The sequence below is a fragment of the Bradyrhizobium sp. PSBB068 genome, from assembly GCA_016839165.1.
Lineage (GTDB): Bacteria > Pseudomonadota > Alphaproteobacteria > Rhizobiales > Xanthobacteraceae > Bradyrhizobium.
On record CP069300.1, the window covers coordinates 7,301,794 to 7,320,417 of the forward strand.

General features: G+C 64.7%; 18 protein-coding genes, 1 tRNA gene and 1 pseudogene. 14 read left to right on the top strand and 6 right to left on the bottom strand.

Annotated features, from left to right (window positions below):
- Positions 1-86 precede the first annotated feature (86 nt).
- A complete protein-coding gene (locus JQ507_33855) occupies positions 87-1,355 on the top strand; it encodes an MFS transporter (GenBank protein QRI69768.1) in 1,269 nt (422 codons plus the stop codon).
- 115 nt (positions 1,356-1,470) lie between these two features.
- Here JQ507_33855 and JQ507_33860 read toward each other — a convergent pair.
- Positions 1,471-1,557: transfer RNA gene (locus JQ507_33860), tRNA-Leu, on the bottom strand.
- A 144-nt stretch (positions 1,558-1,701) separates the two neighbouring features.
- Between JQ507_33860 and JQ507_33865 the strand changes: the two genes are divergently transcribed.
- Positions 1,702-2,670 (top strand): complex I NDUFA9 subunit family protein, encoded by a 969-nt coding sequence (locus JQ507_33865; GenBank protein QRI69769.1) that lies wholly within the window; start codon positions 1,702-1,704, stop codon positions 2,668-2,670.
- A gap of 151 nt (positions 2,671-2,821) precedes the next feature.
- Here the strand turns inward: JQ507_33865 and JQ507_33870 are convergent, their stop codons facing one another.
- Entirely contained in the window at positions 2,822-3,628 is an 807-nt protein-coding gene (locus tag JQ507_33870; GenBank protein QRI69770.1) for an undecaprenyl-diphosphate phosphatase, read from the bottom strand.
- A 263-nt stretch (positions 3,629-3,891) separates the two neighbouring features.
- Between JQ507_33870 and JQ507_33875 the strand changes: the two genes are divergently transcribed.
- Genes JQ507_33875 through JQ507_33885 form a run of 3 tightly spaced genes read left to right on the top strand, consistent with a single transcriptional unit; the run spans position 3,892 to position 6,555 of the window.
- Entirely contained in the window at positions 3,892-4,584 is a 693-nt protein-coding gene (locus JQ507_33875) for a glutathione S-transferase family protein (GenBank protein ID QRI69771.1), read from the top strand.
- Positions 4,533-5,723, top strand: coding sequence for a tRNA epoxyqueuosine(34) reductase QueG (gene queG, locus JQ507_33880; GenBank protein ID QRI69772.1), 1,191 nt, complete (start codon positions 4,533-4,535; stop codon positions 5,721-5,723). Before JQ507_33875 ends, queG begins: the two co-directional genes overlap by 52 nt.
- A 34-nt stretch (positions 5,724-5,757) precedes the next feature.
- Positions 5,758-6,555: a thioesterase family protein gene (locus JQ507_33885; GenBank protein ID QRI69773.1), complete on the top strand. Its 798-nt coding sequence runs from the start codon at positions 5,758-5,760 to the stop codon at positions 6,553-6,555.
- Between the two features lie 129 nt (positions 6,556-6,684).
- Here JQ507_33885 and JQ507_33890 read toward each other — a convergent pair whose 3' ends face one another.
- Together JQ507_33890 and JQ507_33895 are read right to left on the bottom strand one after the other, a co-directional pair.
- A complete protein-coding gene (locus tag JQ507_33890; GenBank protein ID QRI69774.1) occupies positions 6,685-7,152 on the bottom strand; it encodes a nuclear transport factor 2 family protein in 468 nt (155 codons plus the stop codon).
- Between the two features lie 23 nt (positions 7,153-7,175).
- Positions 7,176-7,979, bottom strand: a complete 804-nt coding sequence (locus JQ507_33895) for an alpha/beta hydrolase (protein QRI69775.1) — start codon at positions 7,977-7,979, stop codon at positions 7,176-7,178.
- Positions 7,980-8,206: 227 nt separating this feature from the next.
- Here JQ507_33895 and JQ507_33900 point away from each other — a divergent pair, with 227 nt between their 5' ends.
- From JQ507_33900 to rplT, 3 genes are all read left to right on the top strand, one after another.
- Positions 8,207-8,746 (top strand): translation initiation factor IF-3, encoded by a 540-nt coding sequence (locus JQ507_33900; protein ID QRI73629.1) that lies wholly within the window; start codon positions 8,207-8,209, stop codon positions 8,744-8,746.
- Positions 8,747-9,065: 319 nt separating this feature from the next.
- Positions 9,066-9,266 carry a 50S ribosomal protein L35 gene (gene rpmI / locus JQ507_33905; protein ID QRI69776.1) on the top strand — a complete coding sequence of 67 codons (201 nt, stop codon included), beginning with the start codon at positions 9,066-9,068 and terminating at the stop codon, positions 9,264-9,266.
- Between the two features lie 74 nt (positions 9,267-9,340).
- Positions 9,341-9,700: a 50S ribosomal protein L20 gene (gene rplT, locus JQ507_33910; GenBank protein QRI69777.1), complete on the top strand. Its 360-nt coding sequence runs from the start codon at positions 9,341-9,343 to the stop codon at positions 9,698-9,700.
- Positions 9,701-9,763: 63 nt separating this feature from the next.
- Here rplT and JQ507_33915 read toward each other — a convergent pair whose 3' ends face one another.
- Positions 9,764-10,174, bottom strand: a complete 411-nt coding sequence (locus JQ507_33915; protein ID QRI69778.1) for a hypothetical protein — start codon at positions 10,172-10,174, stop codon at positions 9,764-9,766.
- Positions 10,175-10,369: 195 nt separating this feature from the next.
- Here JQ507_33915 and pheS point away from each other — a divergent pair, with 195 nt between their 5' ends.
- The 5 genes and pseudogenes from pheS (at position 10,370) to JQ507_33940 (ending at position 15,780) form a co-directional block, all read left to right on the top strand.
- Entirely contained in the window at positions 10,370-11,452 is a 1,083-nt protein-coding gene (pheS, locus tag JQ507_33920; GenBank protein QRI69779.1) for a phenylalanine--tRNA ligase subunit alpha, read from the top strand.
- Positions 11,453-11,643: 191 nt separating this feature from the next.
- On the top strand, positions 11,644-12,078 hold the full coding sequence (locus JQ507_33925; GenBank protein ID QRI69780.1) for an endonuclease domain-containing protein: 435 nt from the start codon (positions 11,644-11,646) through the stop codon (positions 12,076-12,078).
- Complete coding sequence (locus JQ507_33930) at positions 12,075-14,483, top strand: phenylalanine--tRNA ligase subunit beta (GenBank protein ID QRI69781.1); 2,409 nt, start codon at positions 12,075-12,077, stop codon at positions 14,481-14,483. Before JQ507_33925 ends, JQ507_33930 begins: the two co-directional genes overlap by 4 nt.
- 208 nt (positions 14,484-14,691) lie before the next feature.
- A pseudogene (locus JQ507_33935) lies at positions 14,692-14,796 on the top strand (sulfite exporter TauE/SafE family protein).
- 39 nt (positions 14,797-14,835) lie between these two features.
- Entirely contained in the window at positions 14,836-15,780 is a 945-nt protein-coding gene (locus JQ507_33940) for an MBL fold metallo-hydrolase (GenBank protein ID QRI69782.1), read from the top strand.
- Positions 15,781-16,130: 350 nt separating this feature from the next.
- On the opposite strand, the gene JQ507_33945 is transcribed toward JQ507_33940, so the two are convergent.
- Positions 16,131-17,540 (bottom strand): FAD-dependent oxidoreductase, encoded by a 1,410-nt coding sequence (locus JQ507_33945; protein ID QRI69783.1) that lies wholly within the window; start codon positions 17,538-17,540, stop codon positions 16,131-16,133.
- 207 nt (positions 17,541-17,747) lie between these two features.
- Here JQ507_33945 and JQ507_33950 point away from each other — a divergent pair, with 207 nt between their 5' ends.
- The gene (locus JQ507_33950) at positions 17,748-18,620 is read left to right on the top strand and encodes a lipo-like protein (GenBank protein QRI73630.1); all 873 of its coding nucleotides are present in this window, start codon (positions 17,748-17,750) and stop codon (positions 18,618-18,620) included.
- The last annotated feature ends 4 nt before the right edge of the window (positions 18,621-18,624 follow it).

The following is an 18,624-nucleotide window of genomic DNA, read 5'->3' on the forward strand; positions in this document are numbered from 1 at the left end:
CGTGTCCCCGCCGATGAAATCCACGAGCGGCGCCCTATCTGTGCCCAGCCGCTCGCACGTCCTACTCATCTTCAGAAATGAGCCTCATGTCGGAACAGACCATCGCCGCGCCGATCGACGACGAGCCGCAGGTGCGCGGCTTCACGCGCTATCAATCGTTCCTGATCGCGCTGCTTTCCTTCACCCAGTTCACCCTGATCCTCGACTTCATCATCATGTCGCCGCTCGGCGCCATCCTGATGCCGTCGCTCAACATCACGGCCGGGCAGTTCGGCGTCGCGGTGTCGGCCTACGCGTTCGCCGCCGGCATTTCCGGCATCCTCGCCGCCGGCTTTGCCGATCGCTTCGACCGCAAGAAGCTGCTGCTGTTCTTCCATGTCGGCTTCATGCTCGGCACCGTGCTATGCGCGCTGGCGCAGAATTTCCACGTGCTGCTGCTCGGCCGCATCGTCACCGGCCTGTTCGGCGGCGTGATCGGCTCGGTCGTGCTCGCGATCGTCACCGACCTGATTCCGCTGCAGCTGCGCGGCCGCGCCATGGGCGTGCTGCAAACGGCGTTCGCCGCGAGCCAGGTGCTCGGCGTCCCGGCCGGACTTTTCCTGGCCAATCACTGGAACTGGCACATCTGCTTCGTCGCCATCGTCGGCCTGTCGATCGTGGCGATCGCGGTGGTTGCGCTGTTCATGGAGCCGGTCACCGCACATCTCAAGCTGCAGCACGACAGCAATCCGTTCCGCCATCTGATCGCGACCGTGGGGCAGCCGCGTTACACGCTGGCCTTTTTGGTGACGACGCTGCTGGCGACCGGCGGTTTCATGCTGATGCCGTTCGGCAGCGCCTTCACCGTGCACAATCTCGGCATCGACATCGTGCATCTGCCGACGATCTATCTGGTCTCCGGCCTGTTCAGCATCATCATGGGGCCGCTGGTCGGCCGCGCCAGCGACGCGTTCGGCAAATATCCGACCTTCATCTTCGGCTGCGTGGTGTCGGCCATCATGGTGCTGATCTACACCCATCTCGGCCACGTCTCGCTGCTGACCGCGATCATCGTCAATGTGCTGATGTTCGTCGGCATCTTCTCGCGCATGATCCCGTCGCAGGCGCTGATGTCGGCGATCCCCGACGCCAGCCAGCGCGGATCGTTCAGCGCGGTCTCGGCCTCGGTGCAGCAGCTCTCGGGCGGGCTGGGCTCGGTGGTCGCAGCCGCGATCGTCGCCGAGAACCCGGACGGCTCGCTGCTGCATTTCGACCGGATCGGCTACGTCGTCGTGGCGAGCTCGATGATCTCGATGGTCGCGATGTACTTTGTGCAGAAGCCGATCGCGCGGCGCGCGGGGCGGCGGGTCGTGTGAGGACGGCTCTGCTTCGAGAGCATGGGGCCGGAGCGGCCTGAAGCGGCGGCGGGTGACGGCGTCGCCGCACCCACCCCGCGGATGCTGAGCGATTTCAATCGCTTATGAAAATGGGTGGTGCCCAGGAAAGGACTCGAACCTTCACGGCCGTTAAGCCACTGGCACCTGAAGCCAGCGCGTCTACCAATTCCACCACCTGGGCGTGGGCGCGTTAGTAAGGTTCGGTTACGCGCTTGTCAAATTCAGGAAACGAAAAATCGAATACCCTGTACATGGTGGGGTCGATGGCGTATCGCCAGATGGCTAACCCACGTCAATAACTCCCGAATCCGACAGGAACCACCCCATGGCATCGAACCTGGACACCACAGTCACGGTCTTCGGCGGATCGGGGTTTCTAGGGCGGAACGTGGTCCGGGCGCTCTGCAAGCGCGATTACCGGGTCCGCGTCGCGGTGCGGCGGCCGGAACTGGCCGGCCATCTCCAGCCGCTCGGCCGGGTCGGGCAGATTCATGCCGTCCAAGCCAACGTCCGCTACCCGGCCTCGGTCGAGGCGGCGATGCGTGATTCGCAGGTCGCCATCAATCTGGTCGGCATCCTGGCCGAGGGCGGCGGGCAGAGCTTTGACGCGGTGCAGGTGAAGGGCGCCGAGACCATCGCCAAGGCGGCGGCCGCAAATGGCGGGCGGATGGTCCATGTCTCGGCGATCGGGGCCGACGAAAATTCGCTGTCGGGCTATTTCCGCGCCAAGGCGGAGGGCGAGAAGGCGGTGCAGGCGGCGCTGCCGTCGGCCACCATCATGCGGCCGTCGCTGCTGTTCGGGCCCGAGGACCAGTTCACCAACCGCTTTGCCGCGCTGGCGCGGATCTCGCCGGTGCTGCCGCTGGTCGGCGGCGGCGTCAACACGGTGCAGCCGGCCTATGTCGCCGACGTTGCGGACGCCGTGGCGGATGCCGTCGATGGCAAGGCGAAGCCGGGCGCAACCTACGAGCTCGGCGGCCCGGAAGTGCTGACCATGCGCGAGGTGATGCAGATCATCCTCCAGATCACCCAGCGCGACCGCATGCTGGCGCCGCTGCCGTTCGGCCTCGCCAAGCTGCAATCCTACGTCCTGCAATTCGCGCCCGGCCCGTTCACGCTGACGCCGGACCAGGTCGCGATGCTGCGCGTGGACAATGTGGTGTCCGACGCCGCCAAGGCCGCCGGCCTGACCTTCGCCGGCCTCGGCATCACGCCGGATTCGATGGAAGCGATCGCCCCGCAATATCTCTGGCGCTTCCGCGCGACCGGGCAGTTCCAGAAGAAGAGCGCGTAGGCCGCTCTCTCAACAGGTCGTCCCGGCGTAGGCCGGGACCCATAACCACCGCAGCTCATTGTTGCAGCGGGCTACGGCCCCAACGTCGTGCCAAACTACCATTCGGGGTAATGGATCCCGGCTTTCGCCGGGACGACGGTTGGAGTTTCCCTTACCGGCCCATCGCCAGCGCGATCAGGCCGAGCGTGCCGACGATCACGCGCCACCAGGCAAAGAAGGTGAAGCCGTGGCGGGTGACGTAGTTGAGGAACGTCTTCACCACGACCATCGCGACGACGAACGACACCACGAAGCCGACCGCGATCACGCTGAGATTGTCTGAGGTGAAGTCGGCGCGGTTCTTGTAGAAATCATAGACGAACGCGCCGACCATGGTCGGGATCGCGAGGAAGAACGAGAACTCCGCCGCCGAACGCTTGTCGGCGCCGAGCAGCATCGCGGCAACGATGCTGGCACCTGAGCGCGACACGCCGGGGATCATCGCCAGGCACTGCGCGACGCCGATCCAGAAATACATCAGCAGCGGGAACCGGGTCGCATCGTCCTCGTACACTTTCAGATCGAGCTGATCGACCCACAGCAGGACGGCGCCGCCGACGATCAGCGTGAAGCAGACCACCCACGGATTGAACAGGAATTCCTTGATGTATTTGCCCGCGAGCAGGCCGATCACGACCGCCGGCAGGAACGCCACCAGCACGCCGATCACGAAACGGCGGTCGTCGGGATTGGAGAACATGCCGAGCGCGACACGCCACAATCTGCCGAAATAGAGCACCAGGATCGCGAGGATCGCGCCGAGCTGGATCAGGATCGCAAAGCTCTTCCAGAAATTGCCTTCGCCGAGATTGAAGAAGCGTTCCGCGAGCAGCAGGTGGCCTGTCGAAGAAACCGGCAGGAACTCGGTGACGCCCTCGACGATGCCGAGAATCACCGCCCGCAGCATATCCGTCATCATGATCTGATCTGCCCTGTGTGGAAAACCGGATTCTTCTCGCTTATTCGCACATTGGCCGCAATCGCAAAAAATCGTCAAACAATGGGTTACCCGGCCGATTTGCTGGGCTATAGCGTTTTTGTGACCCGCACGATCTGCGGGGGCGGCTACCGGTTTGCGTGCCGACGCGACATAGAGACGAGCGGAACTGGCCTCGCCAAATCGCACGGCCGGGCCGCACAGGTTGATGGTTTCTTAAGCGCCGCGAAACTACCAAGGGCTTCATGTACACGCTGTATCACCACCCGTTCTGTCCGCATTCGCGATTCATCCGCCTCGTGCTCGGCGAGTATGGCCTCGATCTGCGCCTGGTGGAGGAACGGGTCTGGGAGCGGCGCGAGGCGTATCTCGCACTCAATCCGGCAGCGACCACGCCGGTGCTGATCGCCGAGGGCTTTCCACCGATTCCGGGCGCGCCCATCATCGCCGAATATGTCGACGAGACGCACGGCCTCGATGCCGGCGAGCGGCGGCTGCTGCCGACGTCGTCGGCCGAGCGTGTCGAGGTGCGCCGCCTGATGGCGTGGTTCAACGAAAAGTTCTTCGAAGAAGCCTCCAACCCGCTGGTGACCGAGCGGATCTACAAGCGCTTCATGAGCGAGGACAATGGCGGCGGTCCGCCCGCGCCCGACATCATGCGCGCCGCCAAGGTCAATGTGCGCTATCATCTGAGCTACATCGGCTGGCTGGCGAAGACGCGGAACTACCTCGCCGGCGACCGCCTCACCTACGCGGATCTCGCCGCCGCGGCGCATCTCTCGGCGATCGACTATCTGGGCGACGTGCCATGGAGCGAGGACGACGCGGCAAAGTCGTGGTACGCGCGGGTGAAATCCCGCCCGTCGTTCCGCCCGCTGCTCAGCGAATGGCTGGCGGGAGTGCCGGCGTCGCGCACCTATGTGGACCTCGACTTCTGAACCCGGCGGTCAGGCTCTCTCCGTCCGATCTCAAGGCGGCGCTGCAACGCGAGGCGCGCGCGCTCGGCTTCGATGCCATCGGCATCACCGATCCTGACGCGACCAGCGAGGCCGGAAAATATTTCCTCGAGTTTCTCGGCTCCGACGGCCATGGCGACATGGATTGGCTCGCGGCCAATCCGGAGCGCCGCACCGATCCGCGCGCGCTATGGGCTGGCGTGCGCTCGATCATCATGCTCGGCGTCAATTACGGGCCCGACGATGATCCGCTGAAGCTGATCGCGCGCCGCTCGCAGGGCGCGATCTCGGTCTATGCGCAGGGCGACGACTATCACGACGTGATCAAGAAGCGGCTGAAAGTGCTGGCGCGCTGGCTTGCCGCTACGACCGGCGACGAGGTCAAGGTGTTCGTCGACACCGCGGCCGTGATGGAGAAGCCGTTGGCACAGGCGGCCGGAATCGGCTGGCAGGGCAAGCACACCAATCTCGTGTCACGCGCGTTCGGCTCCTGGCTGTTTCTCGGTGCGATCTATTCCGCGACTGAGTTGCCGCGCGATGAGAGCGACACGGATCATTGCGGCAGCTGCCGCGCCTGCCAGGACATCTGTCCGACCGCGGCGTTTCCCGCGCCCTACAAGCTCGATGCGCGGCGCTGCATCTCGTATCTGACGATCGAGAACAAGGGTCCGATCCCGCACGAATTCCGCAAGGCTATCGGCAACCGCATCTATGGCTGCGACGATTGCCTCGCGGTGTGCCCCTGGAACAAGTTCGCCGAGGCAGGACGCGAGCAGAAGCTCGCAGCGCGCGATGCGTTGCGGGCGCCTGATCTTGCCGATCTCGCGCGGCTCGACGATGCCGCGTTTCGCGCGCTGTTCACCAAATCGCCGGTCAAGCGCATCGGCCGCGACCGCTTCATCCGCAATGTGCTGGTTGCGATCGGCAATTCCGGCAATGCCGGTCTCGCCGGAGAGGCGCGGCGCCTGCTCGACGATGCGAGCCCGCTGGTGCGCGGCGCCGCGGTGTGGGCGCTGTCACAACTGATCGCACGCGATGCGCTCGCCGCACTGGCGTCGCGAGCCGGCGACGAGCCCGACATCACGGTGCAGCAGGAGTGGGGCGCGGCTGCCGCCCCTTGATTTCATCGCGCCATTCCCGTCATGGTCGCCCGCCATGACAAACCAGCCTTTCTTCACCAGGCACGGCGACGGCTTCATGCCGACATCAGTTGCCAACGGCCCCTGGAGCCCGGAATCGATGCACGGCCGCGTCGTGATCGGCCTGCTCGGCTTCGTCATCGAGGAGCGCCACGGCTCCGACGATTTCGTCCCCGCGCGGCTGACCGTCGACATGTTCCGGCTGCCCAACATCACGACGCCGGTCGAGGTGACGACCCGGCTCGTGCGCGACGGGCTCCGCATCAAGGTGATCGAGGCCGAGTTCATCTCGGGCGGCACCAGCATGGCGCGCGCCTCCTGCCAATTGTTGCGCCGGACGGAAAATGCGCCGGGCAACGTGTGGTCGCCGCCGAACTGGCGGGTGCCGGCACCGGCGGAGATTGCGAAGCCGACCGATCCGAGGCTCGGCATGAACGGCAAATGGGAGACGCGGCCGATTGTCGGCCATATGGGCTCGCTCGGCGAGCGGCGGCTCTGGATGAGCGAGGTGCGCGAGCTCGTCGAAGGCGTGAAGATGACGCCGTTCGTCCATGTCGCGACCGGCGCGGACTTTGCCAGCCCGTTCGCCAATGCCGGCGACCAGGGCCTCGGCTACATCAACAGCGACGTCACGATCTATCTGCACCGTTTGCCGGTGACCAACTGGATCGGCTTCGAAGTGGTGAACCATCACGCCACCGACGGCATCGCGATCGGCGAGTGCTGGCTCTATGACGAGAAAGGCCCGATCGGCACCTCCACCGTGGCCGCGCTCGCCCAGCGCAAGCCGATGAGCAACCCGCCGCCGCCGTAGGACTTCCCCACCGTTATTCCGGGGCGCGCGAAGCGCGAGCCCGGAATCCATCAGGCCGCAGGCGCTGACGGAAAAATGGATTCCGGGCTCATCGCTTCGCGATGCCCCGGAATGACGGCGGAGAATAGCTCACGCCAAATGCCGCTTCATCTCTTCCCGTGCCCGCAGCGCAATGCCCTGCTTGCCGACGATCTTGGCGATCCGCTCCGGTGCGAAGTTCAGATCGACGAAGGCGGGCGCGGTGTTGGCGACCTCGTGGTATTCCGTGATCCTGCCGTCGCGCAGCCGCATGATCGCGACGCCCTCGAACATCGCACGCGCGCCCTTGGCCTCGGGCAGGGTCGATCGGTAGCTGAACGTGTAGCGCGCGTAGAGCATCGTGCCGTCGCTGACGGGATCGTGCATGACCCAGCGGAAATCGGTCGCGGTCCGGTAGAACCAGTCGTCGATCATCTCGGCGATTTTGGCGCGCCCCTCGAAGGCGCCGTAGAACACGTCGTGATAGACGCCGTCCTCGGTGAACAGGTCTGCAAAGCGCTTGCCGTCGCGCCGTTCGACCGCGTCGCAGAACGCGCGCAGCATTGTTGTCGTGTCCATTGGCTTCTCCCTGTGCAGGGAGCTTAACCGATCTCCGCCACCGCGGCGATGATCCGCGCGATGTCCTGCGGCCGCGACAGCCGGTGGTCGCCGTCCTGGATCATGGTCAGCACCACGTCCTCGGCCGGCAGCCGGTGCACCAATGCGAACGCATGCTTCCACGGCACGTCGGGATCCTGCGCACCCTGCAGGATCCGCACCGGACAGCCGACGTCGATCTGGCTGCCGAGCAACAAATGGTTGCGGCCCTCCTCGATCAGATTGCGGGTGATCGGGTAGGGCGAGCCGTCGCCATATTCGGATGGACGCAGCCACACGCCCTTGGTCTCGATCTCGGCGCGGATCTCGGGCGAGAAGCCCTTCCACATCAATTCCTCGGTAAAGTCGGGCGCTGGTGCGATTAGCACAAGGCCGGCGAGTTGCGCCTTCCTGCCACCTCGCCGCGCGATCTCGCGCGCGAGCAGCAGCGCCATCCAGCCGCCCATCGAGGAGCCGATCACCACCTGCGACCCGCTGCAGAATTGCGAGAACACCGCAACGCTCTCCTCGAGCCAGCGGCCGATCGTGCCGTCGGCGAACTCGCCGCCGGATTCGCCGTGCCCGGAATAATCGAACCGGACGCAGCTGCGGCCGTGCTCGGCGGCCCATGCGTCGAGGGCGAGCGCCTTGGTGCCGGTCATGTCGGACTTGAAGCCGCCGAGCCAGACCAGGCCAGGCGCGCTGCTGGCGCCGCCGGCGCGGGCGCGCACCGCGATCCGGCGCGCCTCCCGGCCCTCGCCGACCTCGATGAAGGCGGGTTCCTGTCCGGATGCGGCGGTTTCGCTCATGGTTCGGTCACTCGCGTGTCAGACATCTGCTTTTCAATCGTCACGTGGCAGCGGTCAACGGCAGCCGGCATGCCTTGCGGAGCAGATGTGCCCGCTATATGTGCCGGGCGTGGCCAAAATGCCTCGCAATTGACGGTTTTGCCGCTTAAGGAAGCGACTTCGCTTGCCCGCCGCAGCGTCTTGCTTCAAAATATCCGCCTCCCTTTCACAACTTTGGAGAGTTACCCATTCGCCGTCCCAATAGAGCCCCGCCCACAGTCGCAAAAGACGGGCCGCGCACCAATGATGAGATTCGCAACGCACAGATCCAGCTGATCGATGCCGATGGTGTCAACCAGGGCACCGTCGAAACCATGGTGGCCATCAAGATGGCCATGGAAGCCGGCATGGACCTCGTCGAGATTTCGCCGAACACCAGTCCTCCGGTCTGCAAGATCATGGACTACGGCAAGTACAAATATTCCGCGCAGAAGAAGGCCGCCGAAGCTCGCAAGAAGCAGAAGGTCGTCGAGATCAAGGAAATCAAGCTCCGCCCGATGATCGACGATCACGACTATGACGTGAAGATGCGCGCGATGCAGCGCTTCTTCGAGGAAGGCGACAAGGTCAAGATCACCTTGCGCTACCGTGGTCGCGAGATGGCGCACCAGGAGATCGGCACCAAGCTGCTGGACAAGGTGAAGGCCGATGTTGCCGAGTTCGCCAAGGTCGAGCAGGACGCCAAGTTCGAGGGCCGCCAGGTCGTGATGGTGCTGGCGCCGCGCTAGTTCGAATGAGTCGCTTTGTTGAAATTGAACGGCCCGTCAGGCGATCTGGCGGGCTGTTTCGTTTCTCGTAGGCCGGATGCAGCCAACGGGGACTACCCGGTTCCGACCCCGATTTCCCGCTTCAAACGTTGCAAAACCGCCGATCCTCTGTCATAAGCCGGGCCTTCGCCGCCCGGCTGATCAAGGGCTGCCGTGGCGACGTCTAGTGCAGGTTCTTTCAATTCGGAAAAAACCATAGCACTTTCAACGCTCTAACGAGCATTTTAGCCGGCCGGACGCCTCTCGGGGCGATTTTCGTGCTGTGCAATAGGAGAGCTAAATGCCCAAGTTGAAGACCAAGTCGGGCGCTAAAAAGCGCTTCAAGGTGACCGCCACTGGCAAGGTCATGCACGCCCAGCGCGGCAAGCGCCACGGCATGATCAAGCGGACGAAGAAGCAGATCCGTCAGCTCCGCGGCACCCGTGTGCTGTTCAAGACCGACGGCGACAACGTCAAGAAGTACTTCTTGCCGAACGCCTGATCGCGCTCATTCGCTTGAACCCTGCCGCCCCTCGCGCGGCGCCCCGTCTCTTCTAGATCTCAAGGATTTCCGTCATGTCTCGCGTCAAACGCGGTGTGACCGCTCACGCCAAGCACAAGAAAGTCTACAAGGCCGCCAAGGGCTATTACGGCCGCCGCAAGAACACCATCCGCGTCGCCAAGCAGGCCGTCGAAAAGGCCGGCCAGTACGCCTTCCGCGACCGCAAGCGCAAGAAGCGCACCTTCCGCGCACTCTGGATCCAGCGCATCAACGCCGCGGTCCGCCCGTTCGGCATGACCTACAGCGTGTTCATCAACGGCCTGTCCAAGTCGGGCGTCGTCGTCGACCGCAAGGTGCTGTCGGATCTCGCGATCCACGAGCCGGTCGCGTTCCAGGCGATCGCCGAGAAGGCCAAGGCGGCGCTGGCTGCCTGATCTGAGCATGATCCGGAAAAGTGGGTACCGGTTTTCCGATCAGACTATGCTCAAAACAAAGGCCTAGCGGGCTTTCGGGCCCGCTTTAAGCGCCTTCTGCGAAAAGCGCTGGGCGACGATCGCCCGGCAGAACGCCGTGAACGAGCGGTACATGGTGCCGCTTTCGTTATCGTATTTGTGGTCGCAGCGCTTGAGCTGGCCGGCGTAGAGCTTCTTCTGCGAAGCGCCGAGGCCGGACAGGAAGTCCGCCTCGCATTTCTTCTCGACCACTTCGCCGAACTGGACGTCCCCGCTGGCGCCGTATTCGCACGCCTCGAAAATCTTCATCGCGCGGTTGCAGCTCGGCGCCTTCTGAAGCTCGGCGATGATGTCGTCCATCTGGGTCGATTTGGCGGGACATTCCTCGGTCGCGGCACGTGCCGTTCCGAGCATCAACAGGACCGCCGGCACGGCGAGGCAAGATCGCAGCAACATCGCGTGGGTCTCCTTCAGCTCCCCTTGGGTAGCCCGGTCTCCGCGCTGGGTTCAATGCAGCCGGCCGTTAGCCCGAAATGACCGGCTTTTTGCTTGACGTTACGGCCTTCGGGCGGCGACAACCCAGCCGAATTTTGGCGCATGGTTCGGAAGCCGGCTCTTCCCGCCGGATCATGCTCAGCGCAGGAATTGACCGTGTCCGACCTCGCAACGCTCGAAACATCCATCCTCGACCAGATCGCCTCCGCTGCTGACGAGGCCGCCCTCGAGGCGGTGCGCGTTGCAGCCCTCGGCAAGAAGGGCTCGATCTCGGCTTTGCTCGCCACCCTTGGCAAGATGTCGCCGGACGAGCGCAAGACCGAGGGCGCGAAGATCAACCTCGCCAAGGATGCGGTGACGCAGGCGCTCGCGGCCAGGCGCGACGTGCTGAAGGCGGCCGCGCTCGATTCGCGTCTCGCCGCCGAGACCATCGACGTCACGCTGCCGCTGCGCGATGCGCCGGCGGAGACCGGCCGTATCCATCCGCTGAGCCAGGTGTGGGACGAGCTCACCACCATCTTCGCCGACATGGGCTTTGCGGTCGCCGAAGGTCCCGACATCGAGACCGACGACTACAACTTCACCAAGCTGAACTTCCCCGAAGGCCATCCGGCCCGCGAGATGCACGACACCTTCTTCTTCAATCCGAAGGACGATGGTTCGCGCATGCTGTTGCGCACCCACACCTCGCCGGTGCAGGTGCGCACGATGCTGAGCCAGAAGCCGCCGATCCGCATCATCTGCCCGGGCCGCACCTATCGCATCGACTCAGATGCGACCCACACGCCGCAATTCCATCAGGTCGAAGGCCTCGTGATCGACAAGGGCTCGCATCTCGGCCACCTCAAATGGATCCTGCACGAATTCTGCAAGGCGTTCTTCGAGGTCGACCACATCAACATGCGGTTCCGACCGTCGTTCTTCCCGTTCACCGAGCCGTCGCTCGAGGTCGACATCCAGTGCCGCCGCGACAAGGGCGAGATCCGCTTCGGCGAGGGCGAGGACTGGATGGAGATTCTCGGCTGCGGCATGGTGCACCCGAACGTGCTGCGCGCCTGCGGCATCGACCCCGACGTCTACCAGGGCTTTGCCTGGGGCATGGGCATCGACCGCATCGCGATGCTGAAATACGGCATCGCCGACCTCCGCCAGCTGTTCGAGAACGACATCCGCTGGCTCAACCACTACGGCTTCAAGCCGCTCGACATCCCGACCATCGCGGGGGGATTGAGTTCGTGAGTCTCGTTGAGACCACCGACGCGGCGCGAGCCCACACCCTGTTCCTCCCCTGCAAGTGGGAGAAGGAATGGATGGAGTACGCTCACCGGCTTCGAATGGATACGAAGACCCTGTCGACGAGAGCGGTCGGACTCCCTCTCCCGCTAGCGGGGGAGGGCTGGGGTGGGGGTCTCGCCGCAATGGGGCTGCTAATGGTCGATCCCGAACATCCGGACTGGAAGGTCTCCGAGGGACTCCGTTCCAACGCACGTGCGCTTCGCAAGAATGCGACCGATGTCGAGCGAATCCTCTGGTCTGAGCTGCGCGGCAATCGACTGAACGGTGCAGTCTTCCGCCGTCAGGTGCCAATCGACAACTACATCGCCGATTTCGTCTGCCACGCGGCAAAGCTCGTGATCGAGCTCGACGGCGGTCAACACTTTTCAGACGAAGGAGAACGCGCCGATGCCGCGCGCTCGGCCGTTATCGAAGCGAAAGGCTTCAAGGTGCTTCGCTTCAGCAATCTCGACGTCATGACAAATCGTGCAGGCGTCCTCGAAACAATCGCCGCTGCCATCGCGGAGAGAGCCCCCACCCTAACCCTCCCCCGCAAGCGGGAGAGGGGACAAGAGAAATCATCGTCATGAAGTTCACCCTCTCCTGGCTGAAGGAACATCTCGAGACCGACGAGCCGCTCGAGAAGCTCGCCGACAAGCTCACCATGATCGGGCTCGAGGTCGAGAACATCGAGGACAAGGCGAAGGCGCTTGCGCCGTTCACCATCGCGCGCGTGATCTCGGCCGAGCAGCATCCGAATGCCGACCGGCTGCGCGTCTGCATGGTCGACACCGGCGACGGCGGCGCGCCGGTGCAAGTGGTGTGCGGCGCGCCGAACGCCCGTGCGGGGCTGATCAGCGTGTTCTCGCCGCCCGGCACCTATATCCCCGGCAAGGACATCACGCTCGGCGTCGGCACCATCCGCGGCGTCGAGAGCCGCGGCATGCTGTGCTCGGCGGCTGAGTTGCAGATCTCGGAAGATCACGACGGCATCATGGAGCTGCCGGGCGACGCGCCGCTCGGCAAGGGCTATGCCGATTGGGCCGGGCTCGGCGATCCCATGATCGAGATCAACCTGACGCCGAACCGGCAGGACTGCACCGGCGTGCACGGCATTGCGCGCGATCTCGCCGCCGCCGACATGGGCAAGTTCAAGGATCCCGGGATCAAGCCGATCAAGGGCGAATTCCCCTGCCCGGTCCAGGTCAAGGTGGAAGACGCCACGCTGTGCCCGGGCTTCGCGCTGCGGCTGGTGCGCGGCGTCAAGAACGGTCCGTCGCCGGAATGGCTGCAGAAGCGGCTGACCTCGATCGGCCTGCGCCCGATCAACGCGCTGGTCGACATCACCAACTTCATGACCTACGACCGCGCCCGCCCGCTGCACGTGTTCGACGCCAAGAAGGTGACGGGCAACCTCACGGTCCGCCGCGCCAAAGACGGCGAGACGTTGCTCGCGCTTGACGGCCGCACCTACACGCTCGACAGCAATGTCTGCGTGATCGCGGACGAGCACGGCGTCGAATCGCTCGCCGGCATCATGGGCGGCGAGGCCTCGGGCTGCGACGACAACACGACGGATGTACTGATTGAGTCCGCGCTGTGGAACGAGATCAACATCGCGCAGACCGGCCGCAAGCTCGGGATCAATTCGGACGCGCGCTATCGCTTCGAGCGCGGTGTCGATCCGGCCTTCATGGTGCCCGGGCTCGAGCTCGCGACCCGGCTGGTGCTGGAGCTGTGCGGTGGCACGCCGTCCGAGAACGTCGTGGTCGGCAAGCAGTTCGGCGAGGATCGCGTCATCGATTTCCCGCTCACCGAGGTCAAGCGGCTTGCCGGGATCGAGGTGCCGCTGGTCGAGGTGAAGCTGATCCTGACCCGGCTCGGCTTCATGCTGGCCGGTACCGGCCCTGTGGTGAAGGTCGCAGTTCCGTCCTGGCGCACCGACGTGCAGGGCAAGGCCGACATCGTCGAGGAGATCGTGCGCATCGTCGGTGTCGACAAGGTGCCGATGACGCCGTTCGAGCGCGGCGAGGAGCCGCGCAAGCCGGTGCTGACGCCGATGCAGCTGCGCACCCGCCGCGCCAAGCGCGCGCTCGGCGCCCGCGGCATGGTGGAAGCCGTCACCTGGTCGTTCATCACCAATGATGCGGCAAAACTGTTCGGCGGCGGCCAGAGCGAGCTCGTGCTCGCCAATCCGATCGCGGCCGATCTCTCCGACATGCGGCCGAGCCTGCTGCCCGGCCTTGTCGCGGCCGTTCAGGCCAATATCAACCGCGGCACGCCCGACGTCGCGCTGTTCGAGGTCGGCCAGGTGTTCCGTGGCGATCGTCCAGAAGACCAGCTGGTGGCCGCTTCCGGGGTGCGCCATGGCTACGCTTCGTCGAAGGGGATCGGACGGCACTGGACCGGTGCGGCCACGGCGGATGCGATGGATGCCAAGGCCGACGCCTTCGCCGTGCTGGCAGCTGCCGGCGCGCCGGTGCAGGCGCTGCAGATCGTGCCGGGCGGCCCTGCCTGGCTGCATCCGGGGCGTTCCGGCACCATCCAGATCGGTCCACAGAACGTGCTCGGCTATTTCGGCGAGCTGCATCCGCGCGCGGCCGAGGCGCTCGGCGCCGACGGCCCGATGATCGTGTTCGAGGTGATCCTCGAACGCATCCCGCAGGGCAAGCAGCGGGCGACGCGCGCCAAGCCGGTGCTGGAGCTCTCGGCATTCCAGCCGGTGTCGCGCGACTTCGCCTTCATCGTCGACCGCAGCGTCAAGGCGGGCGACATCGTCCGCGCAGCGCAGAATGTCGACAAGAAGCTGATCACTGACGTGACCGTGTTCGACGTCTACGAAGGCAAGGGCATCGATTCCGACAAGAAATCGATCGCGATCGCGGTGACGATCCAGCCGCGCGAGAAGACGATGACCGACCAGGAGATCGACGCGGTTGCGGCAAAGGTCGTTGCCGAAGTCACCAAGAAGACCGGCGGCACGCTGCGGGCGTGACGCCGCGTGCGTGATGGCGACGCGAGCGATCCGCTGTTCTCTCTCCCGCATGCGGAGTACCTGTCACCGTCACCCTGAGGAGGCCGCGTAGCGGCCGTCTCGAAGGGTCGACGGCCCGACTGTGGCCGATTCATCCTTCGAAGCTCGCTCCGCTCGCACCTGGCGGCACGCCGATCGTCGCCTATTGGCTGGGGCGCCCGATCGCGTCGGCAAGGCCAGCGAGCAGGTGTTTCGTACGATCTGCTCCGCGCTGATCGCTGCCGCCGTCATCGTCGGCCTGCGGGCGCTTGATGGCATTTTGCGCGGCGGCTAGGGTCGGCAGAACTCGGAAGACGTCTGCGGGAGGAACACCATGATCGATCGCCGCACTACACTGAAACTGGCGCTCGGCAGCGCCGCCATGCTCGCGTCGCCTGTCGTGCGCGCGCAGAATGCAAAACCACGCACCCGGATCGTGTTCCTCGGCACCAAGGGTGGCCCGCGCGTCGGCATCGGCGCTGCCAATCCAGCCAATCTGCTCGTCGTCAACGACACCCCCTTTGTCATTGATTGCGGCATGGGCGTCAGCCGGCAGCTGGTCACCGCCGGCGTGCCGATTCCCTCGGTGAAATACATCTTCATCAGCCATCACCATTCCGACCACAATCTCGAATACGGCAATCTGTTCTACAACGCCTGGGCAGCGGGCCTTTCGACGCCGATCCATTCGTTCGGTCCCAAAGGCATCGAGGCGATGACCCGGGAATATTGGGAGCTGAACAAGTTCGACGTCGAGACCCGGATCGCGGATGAAGGCCGCCCCGACCCGCGCAAGCTCCTGATCGCGAAAGACATCACCGACGATGGCGTGGTGCTGAAGACATCGGATGTCACGGTCACCGCGTTCCGCACGCCGCATCCGCCGATCACGGACAACTTCGCCTACAAGTTCGAGACGCCGGATGGCGTCGTCGTGTTCTCCAGCGACACCGCCTACAATCCGAAGCTCGCCGAGTTCGCCAAAGGTGCCGACGTGCTGGTGCACGAATGCCTCTATATCCCGGCGGTCGATCGCCTCGTCGCAAAGACCAAGAACGGCGCGACTCTGAAGAAGCACCTGCTCGACAGCCACACCTCGACCGAAGACGTCGGCCGCATCGCCGCTGCCGCCGGCGTCAAAACGCTGGTGCTGAGCCACTTCGTCCCCGGCGACGACCCCGATGTCACCGACGACGACTGGACCCGTGACGTAAAGACGAACTTCAAGGGCCGGATCGTGGTCGCGAAGGATCTGATGGAGCTGAAGCTGCCGGTGTGAGGGGCGCGATCTTATCTCACCGTCATTCCGGGGCTCGCGAAGCGAGAACCCGGAATCCATCGGGCCGCCTGTGCCGTGGACGAATGGATTCCGGGTTCAGCCCTGCGGGCTGTCCCGGAATGACGAGTGAGTTGGGCAGGACGCGGCCCTGCGGCCACACACTCGATGTCGTCCCTGCGAACGCAGGGACCCATACGCCGCAGCAGATGTTGCGGTCGGGAGCCGTCGTTCCAACATCGCTCCCCAACAACGATTCGTGGTTATGGGTCCCTGCTTTCGCAGGGACGACATCTGTTATGCGGCGGAATCTGCCCGCAAATCCAGTAGCGAAGCCCGATCTCAGCCGACACTCAATTCATCGGCTCGGCCGATCGCGGCGTGCGGCGCTTGTGTTTGGCGGCAGGTGCCGGCGTCTCCGGCGCGGCCTCCTTCACTCCGCCGATCCTGCGCAGCGCGGCGTCGGCCGCGCGTTCGCCGCTCTCCCAGGCGCCGTCGACCGTTCCCCACAGCGTCTCATGGGTGGCCTCACCCGCCAGATACATCGCACCGATCGGCTCGGTCAGGATCCGGCGCGAGAACTGCGCGCCGGGGGCTGCGGCCGACATTGCCCCTTGAATGAAGGGCTGCGCATTCCAGCGCGTCGCGCTGGTCTTCTTGATGGATGCTCCGACCTCGCTGCCATAGAGCCTGGTCAGCCATTCCACCGCGAACGCAGCCATCGCTTTCTCGCCTTGCGCCGACAACTCGCGGCCGAACGAGCCCGCGACATCGATCGTGCACAGCGAGGAGCCGGCGATGTTGCCGTAGAGCAGCGCGGTCCTGGTCGAATTGCTCTGCTCGATGATGACGTCATCGTGCGACAGCCCGAGCGGGTTGCCGGGAATCTCAAGCGCAATCCGATCGTAGCTACCGAGGCCGAGTTTCGCGACGGCATCCAGCGAGCGCTTCGGGAGCTCGGGCGCAAACTTGATATTGCCGCTCGCCAGCACGTTGCTCGACACGGTGACGATGGCGGCGCGTGCGACGATCTTGCCGGAAGCCGTCTCGACCGCCACGTCACGATTGCTCCACAGAATGCGCTGCGCCGGCGTCGACAGCACGAGCGGCAGCCCCTCGCCGAGTTTCGCGATCAGCGCGCCGAGGCCCTGCCGGCAGGCGATCGCGGTGTTGCGGTCCTGCGCGCGCACCTTGTCGACGGCGGAGAGATCCTTCAGGTCCTTGCCGCTGAAACTGGCGCCGAGCAGGAATTCGGCGGTGCCGGCCCAATCGCCGAGGTCCTTCGGCATCACAGCGGCGCAGGCGATATCGGCCTTGCGCGAGGCGTCGTCGATGGCGCGATTGGCGCGCACCAGCGCCGCCAGAAACTCCTCGGTCTCGCCGGGGCGGGCGTAGCGCCGACCGATGCGAATCTTCTGGCCCGCAGGCGCCGTGACGATGTCGAGGCCCGCGGAACGCGCCAGCCGGATCATCGGGTTGGTTTCGGGATTGTGCATCCAGCGCGCGCCACGGTCGAACGGCACATCGAATGTCGATGCGTCGGTCTGGCAGCGGCCGCCGACCTGGCCGGATGCCTCCACCACGATCGCCTTGCGGTTCGCGGCGGCGATCCGTCGCGCCGCGGCAATGCCCGCGGCACCGGCGCCGATCACGACGATATCGGCCTCGCGCGGCAGCGGCGCAGCAAGCGCCCGCCCGCCCAGCACCGGCGCCAGCGCAAGACCTGCGGACGCCGACAGGAAATCGCGGCGGTTCACGGGCATGACATAGCTTCTGGCATGGTTTCCGGGGACTTGCAGAGAATGGGAACGCTTCGCGAACTGTGCCGCATCTCACCGATCGCAGCAACACTCATGGTAAATCAATCATGATTGATCGACTGAGCGCATGAACTAAATTGCAACGGCTTGCGACCATGATTAGGTGGAGACAAGCGGTCATAGAACCGCTGGGGGGAATCCATGGGCGTAATGCTCGATACCGTCGGTAAATGGATCGCGGGGTACCTGTCGAAGGAAGTGCCCGGCTACGAGCCGTTCACGCCGAGCGACCCCGACCATTTGCGTGGCATCATCCAGGAGGGCGATGTCCTGCTGGTCGAGGGCAACAACCGGATCTCCGGCATCATCAAATACCTGACGCAGTCGACCTGGTCGCACGCCGCACTGTTTGTCGGACCGATCGACGGCGCGTTCGAGCCTGACGGCGAACAACACGTGCTGATCGAGGCCAATGTCGGCGAGGGCGTGACCTCCGCGCCGCTGTCGAAATATTTCACCTACCACACACGGCTCTGCCGGCCGGTCGGGCTGTCCTACGAGGACCGCACCACGGTGTGCCGCTACGCCATCAACCGGATCGGCTTCGGTTACGACACCAAGAACATCGTCGACCTCGCGCGCTATCTGTTTCCGCTGCCGATCCCGCAGCGCTGGCGGCGGCGCATGATCGCGTTCGGCTCCGGCGATCCGACCAAGATCATCTGCTCGGCGCTGATCGCGCAGGCCTTCGACGCCGTGCGCTATCCGATCCTGCCCAAGATCACCCGCGCCGCCAGCCGCAAGGCGCGCCGCGAGATCCTGCATATCCGCGATTCCTCGCTCTACATGCCGCGCGACTTCGACATCTCGCCTTATTTCGAAATCGTCAAACCCACCATCGTGCACGGTTTCGACTACACGGCCCTGCACTGGGCCGACAAGCAGAAGCCGCTCCAGGAGGTAGCGGGCGAATTCAGTGTGTTTCCAGAGCACAGGTCGCCGCCGCTTGTTCCTGAAGCGATTGACGAAGAGGCGCCGCTTCCGGCTGCGGAAGTGATGGCCGCGGAGCCCACGCGGGGATAGCGGG

What these genes read in the sequence shown, in the direction of transcription:
- JQ507_33855 (QRI69768.1), top strand. Translation starts at nt 87, where the DNA reads ATGTCGGAACAGACCATCGCCGCGCCGATCGACGACGAGCCGCAGGTG.
- JQ507_33865 (QRI69769.1), top strand. Translation starts at nt 1,702, where the DNA reads ATGGCATCGAACCTGGACACCACAGTCACGGTCTTCGGCGGATCGGGG.
- JQ507_33870 (QRI69770.1), bottom strand. Translation starts at nt 3,628, where the DNA reads ATGATGACGGATATGCTGCGGGCGGTGATTCTCGGCATCGTCGAGGGC.
- JQ507_33875 (QRI69771.1), top strand. Translation starts at nt 3,892, where the DNA reads ATGTACACGCTGTATCACCACCCGTTCTGTCCGCATTCGCGATTCATC.
- queG (QRI69772.1), top strand. Translation starts at nt 4,533, where the DNA reads ATGGCTGGCGGGAGTGCCGGCGTCGCGCACCTATGTGGACCTCGACTT.
- JQ507_33885 (QRI69773.1), top strand. Translation starts at nt 5,758, where the DNA reads ATGACAAACCAGCCTTTCTTCACCAGGCACGGCGACGGCTTCATGCCG.
- JQ507_33890 (QRI69774.1), bottom strand. Translation starts at nt 7,152, where the DNA reads ATGGACACGACAACAATGCTGCGCGCGTTCTGCGACGCGGTCGAACGG.
- JQ507_33895 (QRI69775.1), bottom strand. Translation starts at nt 7,979, where the DNA reads ATGAGCGAAACCGCCGCATCCGGACAGGAACCCGCCTTCATCGAGGTC.
- rpmI (QRI69776.1), top strand. Translation starts at nt 9,066, where the DNA reads ATGCCCAAGTTGAAGACCAAGTCGGGCGCTAAAAAGCGCTTCAAGGTG.
- rplT (QRI69777.1), top strand. Translation starts at nt 9,341, where the DNA reads ATGTCTCGCGTCAAACGCGGTGTGACCGCTCACGCCAAGCACAAGAAA.
- JQ507_33915 (QRI69778.1), bottom strand. Translation starts at nt 10,174, where the DNA reads ATGTTGCTGCGATCTTGCCTCGCCGTGCCGGCGGTCCTGTTGATGCTC.
- JQ507_33925 (QRI69780.1), top strand. Translation starts at nt 11,644, where the DNA reads ATGGTCGATCCCGAACATCCGGACTGGAAGGTCTCCGAGGGACTCCGT.
- JQ507_33930 (QRI69781.1), top strand. Translation starts at nt 12,075, where the DNA reads ATGAAGTTCACCCTCTCCTGGCTGAAGGAACATCTCGAGACCGACGAG.
- JQ507_33940 (QRI69782.1), top strand. Translation starts at nt 14,836, where the DNA reads ATGATCGATCGCCGCACTACACTGAAACTGGCGCTCGGCAGCGCCGCC.
- JQ507_33945 (QRI69783.1), bottom strand. Translation starts at nt 17,540, where the DNA reads ATGCCCGTGAACCGCCGCGATTTCCTGTCGGCGTCCGCAGGTCTTGCG.
- JQ507_33950 (QRI73630.1), top strand. Translation starts at nt 17,748, where the DNA reads ATGCTCGATACCGTCGGTAAATGGATCGCGGGGTACCTGTCGAAGGAA.